Source organism: Rhizobium sp. Root1203, assembly GCF_001424945.1.
GTDB lineage: Bacteria > Pseudomonadota > Alphaproteobacteria > Rhizobiales > Rhizobiaceae > Rhizobium.
On sequence record NZ_LMCW01000014.1, the window covers coordinates 49791 to 65483 of the forward strand.

Consider the following 15693-nt stretch of genomic DNA (forward strand, 5'->3'; position numbering starts at 1 on the left):
TCGCACTATGCCAGGAGCGTCTTTGCGGTGCGTTCGTCGGTGATGAGTCCAAAAAGGCGGCGGCTGTTTAAGATTGCCCTGATGGCCGGCACCTTTGCCTGTCCGCCAGCCAGCGCCACGAGCCGCTCCTTCTTGGTCTTCGGGAACGATGCCGAAAGCGTGCGAGCCGTCAGCGGCGTATCAAGGATATGGCCATCTGCGTCGAAGAAGTGCCCGAGGATTTCACCGACGCCACCTGCTGCTGCAATGGCCTGGATTTCTCCGGGCTCCACCATGCCAGACAGAACGAGCTGCGCCTCGGCGTCGACGGTTCCCAGGCCAACGAGCTTCAGATCGGCATTGTTGGCAAGATCGAAGACCTCCTTGACGGCGCGCTGCGCCTTCAGGACTTCGCGGTCCTCGCCGGTATTGGCAAAGAAGGGAACAGGCATGACGTAGGCATGCGTTCCGGTCTTCTCGGCGATGCGGTGCATCACGTCATAGGGGTTGGCGCCATAGTTTCGCGTCAGGCCACCGAGCAACGAGACGAAGCGCAGGTCTTTCGCACTTACCCGTGGCATATATTGGACTGCGGCAGAGAGCGTACGGCCGTGGCCAAGGCCGATGACGGTATTGTCGCCGCGCTCGATCTCGCGTTTGAGATAGCCCGCGCCTGCGTGCCCCAACGCGCGAAGCGGCAGCCCTTCCTCGCCGAGATCCGGCGCGACCTCGCAATACTGAAGCCCGAACCGTTCGGAAAGGCGCATCTCCAGCTCGACGCATTCGACGATATCGCCGTCGATCGTGACTTTCACGACGCCATCGGCAACTGCGCGCGCGATCAGTCGATGTGCCTTCACCGATGGCACGCCAAGGCGTCGGGCGACCTCGGACTGGGTAAGGCCACCCGCGTAGTGGAGCCAGGCAGCACGTACGGCAAGCGTATCATCGGCGTCCGTCATCACGGCTCCCTTTCGAATGTCGAAGACGGCGAATCCGCCGCATCGCGATGCTGCCTTTTAGTGGTCTCCGTGTCAGATGTTCAAGTCGGCGACGCCGGTGTCGATATGCGGCGCCCAGAAGGCGACGCTTTCGGCGATCTGAGGGATGACCTGACGATCGTTGGGCTCGCGTTCCTTGAAGGAGAGTTCGAGGCAGATTTCATTGTCTTTTGCCCCGCCCTCGGCAAAGGCGTGCAGCAGCGGTGCCGGCTGGATGCGGCCCTTCGCGTTGAACTCGGCCGTGAACGGCCTGTGCCCACCCTTGTCCAACAGGCTCTGCTTGATGTGAATGATCGGCGACACCGGCGGAACGGCACGCGCCCAGGCATAGGGGTCGAAATCGGCTGAGTAGGTGGACGTGACATCGCCGTGATCGATATCCGCCATCATCCACATCGGGACAGCCATTTTCGCAGCCGTCAACCGCTCCTGCAGCGAAAGGCTCGCGGAGATCGTCTCGCCGAATTCCCGGCCGATGCTCATCGGTTCCCAGAATATGTAGGAGAGACCGGCTGCGTGCGCATGCTCGGCCACCTCCGCCCAGCAGTCGATCGCGATCTCGATGAGCGCTTCGCGTCTCGCCGGATCGTCGAAATCCTTGTAGGTGAAGATTGCAAACTGGGTCCCGACAGAATCTCCACCGAGATCGGCAACGATGTCCGCGAAGGTCTTGAACCACTCTATGTAATAACGCCGGACATCGGCGTCCGGGTGGCCGAAATGGTTGAGGCGTCCGTAAGGGCCGGTCATGCCGGAGGTTACCCGAACGCCGGTGCGCTGCAGCGCCTTGTCCATAGCGCGGGTCAATCGCCTGATGACCGGCGCCTGCCAGCTCGGATTGATGAATTCATGCGTGAGCTGGAGGTCGCGGATGCGAAGCGCATGGGCAACCGTGTCGATGAGGTCATCGGGATCCGCAAAGCGGTTTACCAGCGGATTGGTGTTGAGGGAAAGAGTTAACGGCATCGGACCTCCTTCAGGCTGCGGCAAGGCGGGTCGAAGCGAACCACTCGCCAAAGGCGGCACGCTCCGCTTCGCTCAGGTGCAAGTAGTGCTTGGTCCGGCGATAGAGGATATCCTCGGCCGCCGCCGCCCATTCCGTGGCGACGAGATAGCGGGCCTCGGCTTCGTAGAGCTGGCCGCCGAAATGGCGCCCGAGCCCCTCGATACCCGTCGCACCGGCAACCACGTTCTTGGTGCGGGCGCCGTAGAGGCGGCCATAGTGGTGCACGAGCCTGCGCGGCATCCAGGGATAGGCGTCACGCAGGCCGTTGGCGAAGGTCTCGTAGTCGGCATTCGGAATTTCGCCGCCGGGCAGGGGGGCTTTCTCGGTCCAGTCTCCGCCCATGTTCGGAAAAATATGGATCAGGCGCTGCATGCCGCGTTCGGCAAGCTCACGGAAAGTGGTGATCTTGCCGCCAAAGACGTTGAGCAGGGGAGCGCCGCCTGTCTCGTCCAGATCGAAGACGTAGTCGCGGGTAACAGCGGACGGATTGCCCTTGCCATCGTCGAAAAGCGGACGAACGCCGGAGAAGCTGTGAAGCACGTCCTGACGGCGCAGCTTTTCCTTGAAGTAGCGGTTCACGGCCGTCAGCAGATAATCGATCTCCGTCTCGTCGGCAGAGACCTCCTCGGGGCGGCCCTCGTAGGCGATATCGGTCGTCCCGATCAGCGCCTTGTCACCCTCATAGGGGTTGATGAAAATGACGCGCTTGTCATGGTTCTGCACCAGGTAGGCGTTGGAGCCCGCCCAGAACTTCGGCACGATGATATGGCTGCCCTTCACGAGGCGCACGTTGCGGCTGGAACTGGAACCTGCGACGCGGTTGATGATGTCCGTTACCCAGGGACCGGCGCAGTTGACGAGACATTTTGCGCGGAAGGTTCGCGTCTCGCCTATCAGACTGTTCTTCGTCGCGATGATCCAGCTGCCGTTTTCTCTGCGGGCCGAAACGGCCGGTGAACGGGTCAGAACCAAAGCGCCCTTTTCCGCCGCACTGAGCGCGTTGAGGGTCACGAGGCGGGCGTCGTCGACCCAACAATCGGAGTATTCGAAGCCGCGCGTATATTGATCGAGGATCGGCGTTCCTTCCGGATCGCGCAAGAGGTTGAGCGTGCGCGATCCCGGCAGCTTTTTTCGGCCGCCGAGATGGTCATAGAGGAAGAGGCCGAGCCGCACGAGCCAGGCCGGCCGATCTTGAGGGCTGTGCGGCAGGACGAAACGCATCGGCCAAATGATATGCGGCGCCGCGTTGAGCAGCACTTCACGCTCGATCAAGGCTTCGCGCACCAGGCGGAATTCGTAGTATTCGAGGTAGCGCAGGCCGCCATGGACCAGCTTGCCCGAGCGCGACGAGGTTCCCTGCGCCAGATCGTCCTTTTCGCACAAGGCCACCTTCAGGCCGCGGCCCGCTGCATCGCGCGCGATCCCCGCGCCGTTGATGCCTCCGCCGATGACGAAGAGATCCAGGAGTTCGGGTTCGGTCATGTCATACTCCCTCGATGTATTGCTGCATCAGAACTCGATTTACTCGCCTGTCGGCGACGAAGACGTTGCGGCTCCGGCGAGCATGTCCCAGGCGGGCACCATTGCTTGGCGAACGTCCGTGTAGGCAGAAAACAGCCGGTCGAACCGGGCAGCCTCGGCCACATCCGGAATCTCCCCGTCCCCGAGAAGCGGCGTCACCCAGTCGGCAATGCAATCGTCCATGCTGGGATAGACGCCGACCGCTACCGCCGCCATCATCGCCGCACCTGCGGCTCCCGTTTCATCGCGGCGCGACTGCCGGATCGGTGCGTTGACGGCAGCCGAGAGCGAACGGCGCAGGGCGGCTGAGCGCGTGGCGCCGCCGGTGACGCGCAGCTCTTCAGGCATTGCACCCATCGCCGCATAGCAGTCGCGCGTCGCAAGTCCCAGTCCCTCGACCACGCTGCGTAGCAGGTCCGGGAAACCATGCCGCGTCGAAAGCCCGGTGAAGCCAGCGCGCGCGTTGGCGTTGACGAACGGCCCGCGTTCGCCGGCTTCGGAGATATAGGGATGGTAGAGCACCGAGCCCGGTCGGCTTTCAGCAAACCAGCCGTCGATGCGCGCAATGAGATCCGCGTGCGAAGCAGTCTTGCCCGCCTCGGCCATCAGATAGGCAGCGACCTCCAGGATCCAGTCGATATTGATGGTGGCGCCCATATTCGTCTGCACCTGGGTGACGATGCCGGGAATGGGCAGGGCGATTACATAGCCCGTTCCCTCGCGATTGAGCTGGACGTCGGCAACGGCCTTGGCGCGCATGTGTACGCCTGTCGAACCGATCGTCGAGCAGGCTGCATTGCGGGCGCCGCTGCGCACGCCTGCGCCAAGCGCCGTCATCACCATATCGACATAGCCGAGGCAGACCGGCGTTCCGGCAAGGAGCCCGCATGCCTTCGCGGCTTCGGCGGTCAGCGCGTGGCTGATCTCGGTGCCGTCGATGATCTCGGGAAGGAGCGCACGCCGATGATCGAGGCCGAGCGCATTGATTACCACCGCATCATACTCGCGCGTCCGGAAATTGCCGAACGTGAAGCTCGCTTCGGACGGATCGGTTGCCCGAACGCCCGTCAGGTTGAGATAGAGCCAGTCCTTGCAGTGGAGCGCCGTCTCGGCCCGGTCCAGAAGATCCGGCAAGAAGCGGTCCATATGCGCGAGTTGCGCACCCTGCTGGCAGGTGTTGAGCCCGGTGCCTGTTGCCTCGAAGCGGGCACGGTTCTGGTTTCCGCCGGCGAGCGACGTGACCGTGGGCGCTGCGCGTGCGTCGAGCCACAGCCAGGCATCGGCGACCGGCGTATTGCCGCGGCCGACGAGCCACGTACCGTCGCCCTGTCCTGTAACGGCCATGGCCGTGGTGCGCGACGCGAGATCGGGTACCTTTTCCCCGAGGCCGCGCAATGCGCTGGCGCAATCGAGCCAGGTCTGTCCCAGCGACTGCGTTGCGGCTCCGTCGTCGCCGGTCGCGTACCTGTTGCGCACGGAGGCCGTGGCGATCTGGCGTCCGGAAAGGTCGAAGGCGACCGCCTTGATGACGGAGGTACCGGCATCTATCCCGATGATGATCTTCTGGGTCGATGTCATCGAAGGACTATATCGCCACTATTGCAAACACCGCGGCGGGCAATACGCGCGTCCAATTCATATGACGTCCTCCCGATTGGCCAAATTCGTTGAGATGATGCATCCGGCTACCAACTTCAGTCTTTCTAGGGCTGCGGCTAGCGCGCGGCACTGTGCAAATTCCACATCGAACGATTAGCCGAAACCTCGCATGAGCCTCGTCGCAAAATATAACATAAAGATATCACATTGCTAGTAATAATTTTCTAGCAATGAAAATTTTTTCATTTAAAATAAACGGAATAGGAACAGGGCAAGATGCCTGCGTGCTGGCCGACTTCACCATGGTCGTCGGCGACGACCGAGCAGTGTACTATTTAGATTGCTGTAGGAAAAACAAGCAGTTGTATACATTTTAAGTTGAGCCTCTGGCAGCGATGGATTGTGCGCCCACTGCCAATTTTTGCTGCACTGCACCACCGTTGGCAGTATGTGAAGCGCCGTCTATCTGGTCAATTTCTTATGGAGGCACCGTTGACAGCCTCTAAGATTTATAACATTGTAGCCGACATAAATAACATAGTTCTATCACGGAAGCGTGCTTCCTGATGGTATTGCAGGCCAAGGCGGTTGGAGGAGACAGGCGCCGGTCTTTGTTGAGGAGGCTTCCTATGCGGATTTTCGTCCAGACTTGCGCTCTAGAGCATCAGCTGCCGGCTTCCATTCCGCTGCTGCTCAGTGCTCCCGCCCGTCTGCGATCGCCGTCGCGCTAGCCTTCTCCACCTCGCCGTTTCAAGTCAAAGGCCGTTCAGACATGAGCACACAGCCCGAATATGCAACATCAAAGCCAAGCGGCGGCAATCGCAAGCTTATCGTGAGCGCGGTACTGGCCATCGTCGTGGTCGGCGCAATTGCGGTCGATACGACGGTCGTCAAGATCGGCTCTGAAAACGATGTACGGCAGCAGGCGTTTTCTTCGGAGACGTTCGGTGCCGAACAGTTTCCGAAGATCAAGGCGAATGTCGAGGAGCGGGCCGTTGCGGCGGCAGACCTTGCGACCGCCATCGCCGCCGATAAGAAGGCCGCCGCCGAAAAATTCGGGACTGCAACGAGCACCGGGCCGGTCATCCCGGTTACGCTGACCGGCGTCTTCGGCGCCCGCAAGTCTAACACCAACGAGATGAAGATCGATGGGTTGCCTCCCGAGACGGTGGTCCGTGTCCAGACCGGTCCCGCGGTCAACGGCACGGACCTCCGCGATGCAACGGGCACCATCGAATTTGGCCAGTTCACCAATCAGATTCAGTACCAGGATGCCGGTTCGGCCATCAACAACGAGATGAAGAAGGCGGTTTTCGGCAGCCTCGATCCCGACACCCTGGATGGCAAGCAGGCGACGGTGGTCGGCGTCTTCAAGCTCATCAACCCGAAGAACTGGCTCGTCACGCCTGTCAAGGTCGAGGTCAAATGAGTCAGCCGCACATTAATAACTCAGCAAAAGGCGAAGTCGTTCTCGCCGCTCGCAACATCGCCAAATCCTACGGCAATGTTCACGCCCTCAAGGGTGTGAACTTCGACATTCATCGTGGCCAGGTCACCACGCTGTTCGGAGAGAACGGGGCCGGCAAGTCAACCTTGATGAAGATCCTTTCGGGTGTGGTCCAGCCTAGTTCCGGCGAAATCATCCTCGATGGTGCGCCCATCAGCTTTACCTCGTCGACCCATGCGCGCGAACGCGGAATCTCCATCATTCACCAGGAACTCAGTCTCGCTCCCAATCTCAGCGTCCGTGACAACATCTTCATGGGACGGGAGATCATCAAGGGCGGGGTCGTCGACTTCGCCGAGGAGGAGCGCCAGACGCGGGCGCTCATGGAAGAACTGGAGGAAGACATCGATCCGTTGACGCGCGTCGAGGATCTCCGTCTTGGCCAGCAGCAGATCGTCGAGATTGCGCGCGCCCTTTCGGTCAATTCGCGCATCCTGATCATGGACGAACCGACCTCGGCGCTGAGTGCCACCGAGGTGGAAGTTCTCTTCAAGGTCATCCACGACCTGACGAGCCGCGGCGTCTCGATCGTCTACATCTCGCATCACCTGGAAGAGGCGCTGCAGATCACCCATCATGCCGTCGTGCTGCGCGACGGAAACATGACCGCCTATGCCGAACGCAAGGACATCGATCTCGAGTGGATCGTCCGCAACATGGTCGGCGAGAATTTCGATCTTGGCAGCCCGCCGGAAAGCCATCAGTTCGGCGGCGTTGCACTTTCCATCGAAAATCTCAGTGTTCCGGGTCCCTCCGGCGCCGCCTACAACGCGGTCGATCGCCTGTCGCTCAAGGTGCGTGCCGGCGAAGTCGTCTGCATCTACGGGCTGATGGGGGCCGGACGCACGGAACTCCTCGAATGCGTCGCTGGCCGTCTGCGTTCGAGTGGCGGACAGGTTCTCCTCGGAGGACGGGACGTCGGCGGACTGAGCATCGCCGGTCGCATTGCCAGCGGACTTGTCCTCGTGCCCGAAGATCGCCAGCGCGATGGCCTCGTTCAGACGATGACCGTCGGCTCCAACCTGTCGCTTGCGAGCATTCGCGCGTTCACGAGGGGCCTCTTTACCTCCGGTCAGCGCGAGCGCGATCTCGTCAACGATGCAATCCGGCGTGTGCATGTAAAGACAGATGGTGGCGCGGCGCCGATCGGTTCCCTGTCCGGCGGCAACCAGCAGAAGGTCGTCATCGGCAAAATGCTGGCAACGCAGCCGAAAGTCATCCTGCTCGATGAACCGAGCCGCGGGATCGACATCGGCGCAAAGGCAGAAGTCTTCAAGCTCCTGGCCGAGCGCGCGAAGCAGGGATTGGCGGTCATCTACTCGACGTCCGAAGTCAATGAATGCCTGAGCATCGCGCACCGCATCATCGTCATGCACCGCGGCAAGATATCGGCCGAGTTCGCCTCGGATGTCACCAAGGAAAAGATCATGGCCGCCTCCGGCGAAGCCGTGGTCGCGCACTAGCCCGGAACTATGGAGCACTGATTATGTCAGTCACGAACCTCACCGAAAAGAAGTCAGTTTCCGACGGGCAGAAGCGCAACACCAACATCGTGCGCCTGATCCTGGAAGGCCGGGCATTCTTTGCGCTGATCGTCATCATCGCGGTCTTCTCGTTCCTGTCGCCCTACTATTTCACGCTAAACAACTTTCTGATCATGGCCTCGCACGTCGCCATCTTCGGCATTCTGGCGATCGGCATGCTTCTCGTCATCCTGAATGGCGGCATCGACCTATCGGTCGGCTCGACCCTTGGGCTTGCGGGCTGCATTGCAGGGTTCCTGATGCAGGGCGTCACTCTCAATAATTTAGGCATCATCCTCTATCCGCCGGTCTGGGCCGTCGTCGTCATCACATGTGCGCTCGGTGCACTGGTCGGTGCAGTCAACGGCGTGCTGATCGCCTATCTCAAGGTGCCGGCCTTCGTCGCCTCGCTGGGCGTGCTCTACGTGGCCCGCGGCATCGCGCTCCTGATGACCAACGGCCTGACCTATAACAATCTCGGCGGCCGTCCCGAACTCGGCAATACCGGCTTCGACTGGCTCGGCTTCAACCGCCTTGCCGGCATCCCGATCGGGGTCATCGTGCTTGCGGTTCTGGCGATCGTTTGCGGCATCGTGCTCAGCCGCACCGCATTCGGACGTTGGCTCTATGCCTCGGGCGGCAATGAACGGGCAGCAGATCTGTCCGGCGTCCCTGTCAAGCGCGTCAAGATCATCGTCTATGTGCTTTCCGGCGTGTGTGCCGCGATCGCCGGTCTGGTGCTCTCGTCGCAGCTGACCTCGGCTGGCCCGACGGCGGGCACCACCTACGAACTGACGGCGATTGCAGCCGTCGTCATCGGCGGGGCAGCTCTGACTGGCGGCCGGGGCACGGTTCGCGGCACCATGCTCGGCGCCTTCGTCATCGGCTTTCTGTCGGACGGCCTCGTCATTATCGGCGTCTCTGCCTATTGGCAGACGGTCTTTACCGGTGCGGTGATCGTTCTCGCCGTCCTCATGAACAGCATCCAATACGGTCGTCGGGTCAAATCGTCCTGACGGCTCTGACTGAAACTTATCCGCGACGGCAGCCTGGATTTCGAAATAGCCGATTGGGGAAAGCACCGCCGGGTTCTCCGGTAACAACGAAGCTCACTAATGGGAGAGAGACTATGTTTAAGAGAGGCATGCGCATTCTTTTCGCCGCCGTAGCTGTTGCACCGCTCCTCGCGAGTTCGGCCTGGGCAGCTGGCATGATGACGATCATCGTCAACGATCCGTCGAACCCGTACTGGTTGACGGAAGGCAATGTTGCCAAGGCGACAGCCGAAAAGCTTGGCTACACGGCATCCGTCGGTGCGCACAAGGGTGACACCAACACCGAAAGCAACCTGATCGACACGGCGATAACCAACAAGTCGGTCGCGATCATCCTCGACCCGGCGAATGCCGACGGCTCTGTCGGTGCGGTGAAGAAGGCCGTTGCCGCAGGCATTCCGGTCATCCTCGTCAACGCTGAAATCAACCAGGAAGGCCTGGCGAAGGCGCAGCTCGTTTCGAACAACGCCCAGGGTGCGGCACTCGGTGCCCAGCAGTGGGTCGAAGCGGTCGGCGACAAGGGCAACTACGCCGAGCTCTTCGGCGCACCGTCCGACAACAATGCCGCTACGCGCTCCAACGGCTACGAGACGGTGCTCTCGCAGTATCCTGACCTCAAGAAGGCCGCCAAGGAAGTCGCCAACTGGGACCGTACCCAGGGCCACAACAAGATGCAGTCCATGCTGCAGGCGAACCCCGATATCATCGGCGTCATTTCCGGCAACGATGAAATGGCGCTCGGCGCCATCGCTGCCCTCAAGGAAGCCGGCAAGCTCGCCAACATCAAGGTCGGCGGTTTCGACGGTTCTCCGGATGCCGTTGCGGCCATCAAGGCCGGCGAACTCCAGTACACCGTCCTTCAGCCGGTTGCGGTTTTCTCCGAAGAAGCCGTGAAGCAGGCCGACAACGTTATCAAGAATGGCAGCACGGGTGCAAAGAGCGAAAAGCAGCTCTTCGATTGCCTGCTGATCACCAAGGACAACGTCGACAAGTACACGGGTCCGTTCGTTCTGTCGCAGTAATCAACGAGGGGCGCTCGAAAGGGCGCCCCTTGCAATGCTTGCGGGCAACCGTCCGTTCCGTTTCACTTTTTTGCCTTGGCACGGCAATTTCTGTACGAAGCTCTGATCCAGAAATCAGCGACAAGGGTGACCCGTGACACAGAAGACGAGCCAGGGCGAAGATCTGTTGGACCAGCTAACCAGCGACAGCCGGCAGACGCGGCAGATCGCGCGTCGGCGGATGATTGCCGAGGCCGTGATGAGTGAAGGCTCGATGCGGATCGAAGACCTGACCGACCGTTTCGGGATCAGCCTGATGACGGCCCATCGCGACGTCGATGAACTGGTCAGCCGCGGGCTCTTCAGAAAGACACGTGGCATCGTTACCGCCGCTGCGACCAATCTCATCGAATCCAGCGACGTCTACCGTTCGAACCGCCAGGCCGCAGAGAAGAGAATGATTGCCGAGGCGGCCATGCAGTTCGTCGAGCCGGGACAGGCGATCTTCTTCGATGACTCGACCACAGTACTCCAAATGGCGGCGCATTTGCCGTCGAAGGTGCCGATCACCGCGATTACCAACTCCCTGACGCTGATGAACGCGCTGACGGGAATGCACGACGTGACGTTGCTTGCTCTCGGTGGCCACTATTACAATTGGTGCAACGCCTTCATGGGGCGGATGACCATCAGCGAAATCAAGGGGCTCAGGGCTGACGTCGCCTTCATTTCCATGTCGGCGATCAGCGATGGCACGGTGCTTCACCAGTCGCCCGAGACGGTCGATACCAAGCGCGCCATGTTCGACAGTTCCGTCAAGCGTATCCTGCTCGCCGATCACACGAAGTTCGAGCGGCGCGCCCTCCACAGTTTCGCAGCACTGGACGAGTTCGACGTCGTCATCGTCGACGACAAGACCCAGCCCGTGCACATCGACCGCATGCGGTCCCGGGATATCAACGTCGTCATCGCCAAGGGCGCCGGAGGGCGCTCGTGACGGGACAGGCCGGTTGCTGTTAGCGAGGTAGAAGTGAATGCCGAGTCTGCTCGGGATCGATAGTGGCCTGACGGTCACGAAGGCCGTCATCTTCGATATTGACGGGACGCCGCTCGCGGTGGCCCGCCGCCGCGTCACGCAGTTCGTTCCAAAGGCCCGCCATATCGAGCGGGACATGAACGAATTGTGGAGCGCGACGGCAGACGCGATCCGTGAAGCGATTGCGCTCAGCAACCGCCCGGCAAGCGATATCCAAGGCATTGCGGCAACGGCCCATGGCGACGGCATCTATCTGCTCGACCAGGAACAGAAACCTCTAGGCCGCGCCATCCTGTCACTGGATAGCCGGGCGGGCGGTTTCGTCGATCGGTGGATGGAAAGCAATGTTGCCGACCATGCCATTCAACTCACGGGCCAAATCCCGCACGTTTCCGCACCGTCGGCGCTTCTTGCGTGGATCCGCGACATGGAGCCCGAACGGTTCGCGCGCATCAAGCATGTCTTGAGCTGCAAGGATTGGCTTCGGTTCTGCCTGACGGGCATCATCGGTACGGATCGCACAGAGGCGAGCACGTCTTTCACCGATGTCAGGACGCAGGAATATAGCAAGGACGCGCTCCGGCTCTTCGGCTTGCAGGACCTGGTTCATGCGCTGCCGCCGGCTTCGCGCTCCGACCAGATTGTCGGGTGGGTCACGCATGAAGCAGCGCATCTGACCGGGCTTGCCAAGGGAACGCCCGTTGTCGCGGGATTGCATGACGTCACCGCGTCGGCGCTCGGAGCAGGGGGCTACGCAAAGGACGTCGTTGCCATCATCGCCGGCACCTATTCGATCAACGAGACGCTATCGTCCGAACCGCGGGTCGATCGGCGGTGGTTTTGCCGCAACGGGATCTCGCCCGGCATCTGGAACAGCATGTCGATCTCGCCCGCGTCGACCGCCAACTACGACTGGTTTCTGGACAAGCTCTGCGCCGGCGAACTGAAAGAAGGCAGTTCCATTCATGCGCTGCTGGCACCGGAGATCGAAGCGGCCTTCGACCGGCCGTCGACCGCGCTCTTCCATCCCTATCTGTTCGGTTCTCCCTATGGTGCCGCGGCCAGCGCCGGGTTCTTCGGCCTCGGTGGCTGGCACGACCGTGGCGACATGCTGCGGGCCGTGCTCGAGGGCATCGCTTTCAATCACCGCGTTCATGTCGATGCCCTCCGCGACGGCTTTGCGTTCGAGGAGGCAAGGCTTGCGGGCGGCGTCTCGCGCAATCCCCTGGTCGTGCAGATGTTCGCCGATGTGCTCGGCATGCCGGTGACGGTAACCGAAACGGACGAGGCCGCGGCCTGGGGCGCAGCTCTCTGTGCCGGATCCGGTGTCGGCATCTATGCCGATCCGCAAAGCGATCCGCGCGACGTCACCCGCATCGCGAAGACATGCCTGCCGGATGCCGCGCGCAGCGCCGACTACGAAAATCGCTACCGGGTTTTCCGCGAGATCGCCGAAGCGATGACGCCCCTCTGGCCGAAGATTGCGGCCCTTGCGTCGGAGTAATCAACAAGCTGAGGCAGACGCCCCGGCGTAAATTGCCGGGCATTTTAGGACGAAAAGATCATGACACCCGACATGCAGCAGCGCTTCTCGAACCTTGGAGAAGGTGACATCGACGTTTTGATCGTTGGGGCGGGCATAAACGGCGCCGGCCTGTTTCGTGACCTCTCAGCGCAAGGGGTGAATTGCGTGGTCGTCGACAAAGCGGATTTCGGTTCCGGAACGAGCGCTGCACCGTCACGCCTCATTCACGGCGGCTTGAAATACCTCGAGACGGGCGAATTCGGCCTGGTCGCCCAATCGACGCTCGAGCGCAACCTGCTGCTGAAGAATGCTCCGCATTGCGTCGAACCATTGCCGACCTTCATTCCGGTCTTTTCCTGGACACGAGGTATCTGGGCGGCGCTGCGCACGATGCTCGGCTCCAAGACCGCGCCGCGCAGCCGCGGAGCTGTGCTGATCAAGATCGGGCTTGGCCTCTACGATTTTTTCGGATCACGCGACCAGGTCATGCCGCGCCACCGGTTGATCCTCAAGAGGCAGGCACGCAAGGAGATGCCGCACATCACACCGGCGATCGTCGCGGGCGGCATTTATTATGATGCCAAGATCAGCAGGCCAGAGCGGCTCGTCTACGAGCTGGTCAAGGATGGGCTCGAGGCAAATGCGAAGAGCCTTGCTGCCAATTTTGCATCCCTGACAGCCGTCTCCAGCGGGCGCCTGACATTTCGGCGATCGGACAGCAGCGAATTCGCAATCACACCCAGGCTGGTGGTGAATGCCGCAGGCCCCTGGATCGATCAAGTCAATCGTGCGCTCGGCGCTCCCTCCCGGATGATCGGCGGCACCAAGGGTTCCCATATTCTGCTCGATCACCCCGAGCTGGTTCGCAGCCTGAACGGCCACATGATCTATTTCGAGGCCGACGATGGGCGTATCTGCCTCGTATACAGTTACCTCGGCCTGGCGCTCGTCGGTTCCACCGACACCCCGGCTGACGATCCGGAAAATGTCCGCTGCGAGGAACCGGAGACCGACTATTTCCTCGAAAGCCTCCGCTCGCTGCTTCCGACGCTTCGCTTCGATCGCGAGCAGATCGTCTACAGCTATAGCGGCATTCGTCCATTGCCTGCTTCCGATGCGACGGCGCCGGGGCTGATCAGTCGCGATCACTCCGCACCCGTGAAGGAGCCGGAACCGGGTAGGCCGTTTCCGATCGTCTCGCTCGTCGGCGGCAAATGGACCACCTTCCGCGGCTTTGCGGAGGAAGTCGCCGATACCGTGCTTGCGCGCCTGCAGCACGCCCGCAGGCAATCGACCCGCTACCTGCCGATCGGCGGTGGAAAGGCTTTTCCGGCGGATGGGCAACACCGAAGCGTCTGGATCAATGAAACTGCGGCGCGGACCGGAATAGCCGTAGACCGCGTCGACGAATTGCTTGGCCGCTATGGCACGACGGCTACGGCATTGCTGGCTTTCGCTTCGGCATATACCGACGAGCAGCGTTTGACGGGCGCGCCGGCATATAGCCTCAAGGAGATCGACTGGATCGCTCGAAACGAGCTTGTAGTCCATCTCGCGGATATCGTCCTTCGCCGGACGACGCTTGCCATCGAGGGCAAGCTGACGCTCGAGGGCTTGAGGGAAATCGCCGGGGTTGCCGGGGCCGCGCTCGGCTGGAGCCCCGAGCGCAACGCCGGCGAGATAGAGGACGTCGTCACCCAGCTTGAAAAGTTCCACGGGCAGATGCTGACAAGCAAGACGCCTGCAGCCGGACCGGAAAAGGCACCGCGCCCGGCATCAGTATAGGCTGCGGCTCAGGAGAAAACCGGATCGAGCGATCCTGATTTGTAGCGCTTGGCCATTTCCGACACCGTGAGCGGGGTTATCCGGCCTGCCATGCCGGCCGTGCCGAACTGTTCGAAGCGTTCCTTGCAAAGCTTGGTCAGCGCGGCCATCGCCGGCTTCAGATATTTGCGCGGGTCGAATTCGCTCGGGTCTTCCTGCAGCACGCGGCGGATCTGGCCGGTCATCGCCATTCTGCCGTCGGTATCGATATTCACCTTGCGCACGCCATTCTTGATGCCGCGCTGGATTTCCTCGACCGGCACGCCCCATGTCGGCTTCATCTGCCCGCCATACTTGTTGATGATCTCCTGCAGTTCGATCGGGACCGAGGAGGAGCCGTGCATGACGAGATGCGTGTTGGGCAGTTTGCGGTGGATCTCTTCGATGACGTTCATCGCCAGCACCGAACCATCCGGCCGTCGGGTGAACTTGAAGGCTCCGTGCGAGGTGCCCATGGCAATCGCCAGTGCGTCGACCTTCGTTTCGCGCACGAACTTCACGGCCTCGTCCGGGTCTGTCAGCAGTTGGTCGTGCGAGAGCTTGCCCTCGGCGCCGTGCCCGTCTTCGGCTTCGCCCATGCCGGTTTCCAGCGAGCCGAGCACGCCGAGTTCGCCTTCGACCGAGATGCCGCCGAGATGCGCCATGTCGGTTACCATCCTGGTGACGCCGACGTTGTAGGCCCAGTCGGCGGGCGTCTTGGCGTCGGCCTTCAGCGAGCCATCCATCATCACGGAGGTGAAACCGGCCTGGATCGCCGTCATGCAGCTCGACGGATCGTTCCCGTGATCGAGATGCACACAGACAGGAATATGCGGGTAGATTTCGACGACGGCGTCCATCATGTGTTTCAGCATGATGTCGTTGGCATAGGCGCGCGCGCCGCGCGACGCCTGCATGATGACGGGCGCATGACACGCGTCCGCGGCCTCCATGATGGCAAGCGCCTGTTCCATGTTGTTGATGTTGAAGGCAGGAACGCCGTAGCCTTCCTCCGCAGCGTGGTCCAGCAACTGCCTCAGCGTGATGCGTGCCATCTAAGATCTCCCCATGTCGATGGTCGAACGAAATGCCTGTTTGACGACGAAATTAGAGCTCGGGCCTTGTTGGCGGGTCGAG

The 15693-nt window shown here is 61.3% G+C and carries 12 protein-coding genes; 7 read left to right on the top strand and 5 right to left on the bottom strand.

What is annotated here, in order from left to right:
• Positions 1-5 precede the first annotated feature (5 nt).
• From ASC97_RS17020 to ASC97_RS17035, 4 genes are all read right to left on the bottom strand, one after another.
• Positions 6-941, bottom strand: coding sequence for a sugar-binding transcriptional regulator (locus tag ASC97_RS17020; protein WP_057469538.1), 936 nt, complete (start codon positions 939-941; stop codon positions 6-8).
• Positions 942-1013: 72 nt separating this feature from the next.
• On the bottom strand, positions 1014-1946 hold the full coding sequence (locus ASC97_RS17025) for a TIM barrel protein (protein WP_057469539.1): 933 nt from the start codon (positions 1944-1946) through the stop codon (positions 1014-1016).
• A gap of 10 nt (positions 1947-1956) precedes the next feature.
• Positions 1957-3468 (bottom strand): glycerol-3-phosphate dehydrogenase, encoded by a 1512-nt coding sequence (locus tag ASC97_RS17030; protein ID WP_057469540.1) that lies wholly within the window; start codon positions 3466-3468, stop codon positions 1957-1959.
• A gap of 39 nt (positions 3469-3507) precedes the next feature.
• Positions 3508-5085, bottom strand: a complete 1578-nt coding sequence (locus tag ASC97_RS17035; protein ID WP_057469541.1) for an FGGY-family carbohydrate kinase — start codon at positions 5083-5085, stop codon at positions 3508-3510.
• Positions 5086-5878: 793 nt separating this feature from the next.
• Between ASC97_RS17035 and ASC97_RS17040 the strand changes: the two genes are divergently transcribed.
• From ASC97_RS17040 to ASC97_RS17070, 7 genes are all read left to right on the top strand, one after another.
• Positions 5879-6535 (top strand): DUF2291 family protein, encoded by a 657-nt coding sequence (locus tag ASC97_RS17040; RefSeq protein WP_057469542.1) that lies wholly within the window; start codon positions 5879-5881, stop codon positions 6533-6535.
• Positions 6532-8076, top strand: a complete 1545-nt coding sequence (locus tag ASC97_RS17045; RefSeq protein WP_057469543.1) for a sugar ABC transporter ATP-binding protein — start codon at positions 6532-6534, stop codon at positions 8074-8076. Before ASC97_RS17040 ends, ASC97_RS17045 begins: the two co-directional genes overlap by 4 nt.
• A 23-nt stretch (positions 8077-8099) precedes the next feature.
• Positions 8100-9152, top strand: coding sequence for an ABC transporter permease (locus tag ASC97_RS17050; RefSeq protein ID WP_057469544.1), 1053 nt, complete (start codon positions 8100-8102; stop codon positions 9150-9152).
• Between the two features lie 113 nt (positions 9153-9265).
• Positions 9266-10213: a D-ribose ABC transporter substrate-binding protein gene (locus tag ASC97_RS17055; RefSeq protein ID WP_057469545.1), complete on the top strand. Its 948-nt coding sequence runs from the start codon at positions 9266-9268 to the stop codon at positions 10211-10213.
• Positions 10214-10346: 133 nt separating this feature from the next.
• Positions 10347-11189 (top strand): DeoR/GlpR family DNA-binding transcription regulator, encoded by an 843-nt coding sequence (locus tag ASC97_RS17060; RefSeq protein WP_057469546.1) that lies wholly within the window; start codon positions 10347-10349, stop codon positions 11187-11189.
• Positions 11190-11226: 37 nt separating this feature from the next.
• Positions 11227-12732, top strand: coding sequence for an FGGY-family carbohydrate kinase (locus ASC97_RS17065; RefSeq protein WP_057469547.1), 1506 nt, complete (start codon positions 11227-11229; stop codon positions 12730-12732).
• A 60-nt stretch (positions 12733-12792) separates the two neighbouring features.
• Positions 12793-14538, top strand: a complete 1746-nt coding sequence (locus ASC97_RS17070) for a glycerol-3-phosphate dehydrogenase/oxidase (protein WP_057469548.1) — start codon at positions 12793-12795, stop codon at positions 14536-14538.
• 8 nt (positions 14539-14546) lie between these two features.
• Here the strand turns inward: ASC97_RS17070 and fba are convergent, their stop codons facing one another.
• The gene (fba, locus tag ASC97_RS17075; RefSeq protein WP_057469549.1) at positions 14547-15611 is read right to left on the bottom strand and encodes a class II fructose-bisphosphate aldolase; all 1065 of its coding nucleotides are present in this window, start codon (positions 15609-15611) and stop codon (positions 14547-14549) included.
• Between the last annotated feature and the right edge of the window lie 82 nt (positions 15612-15693).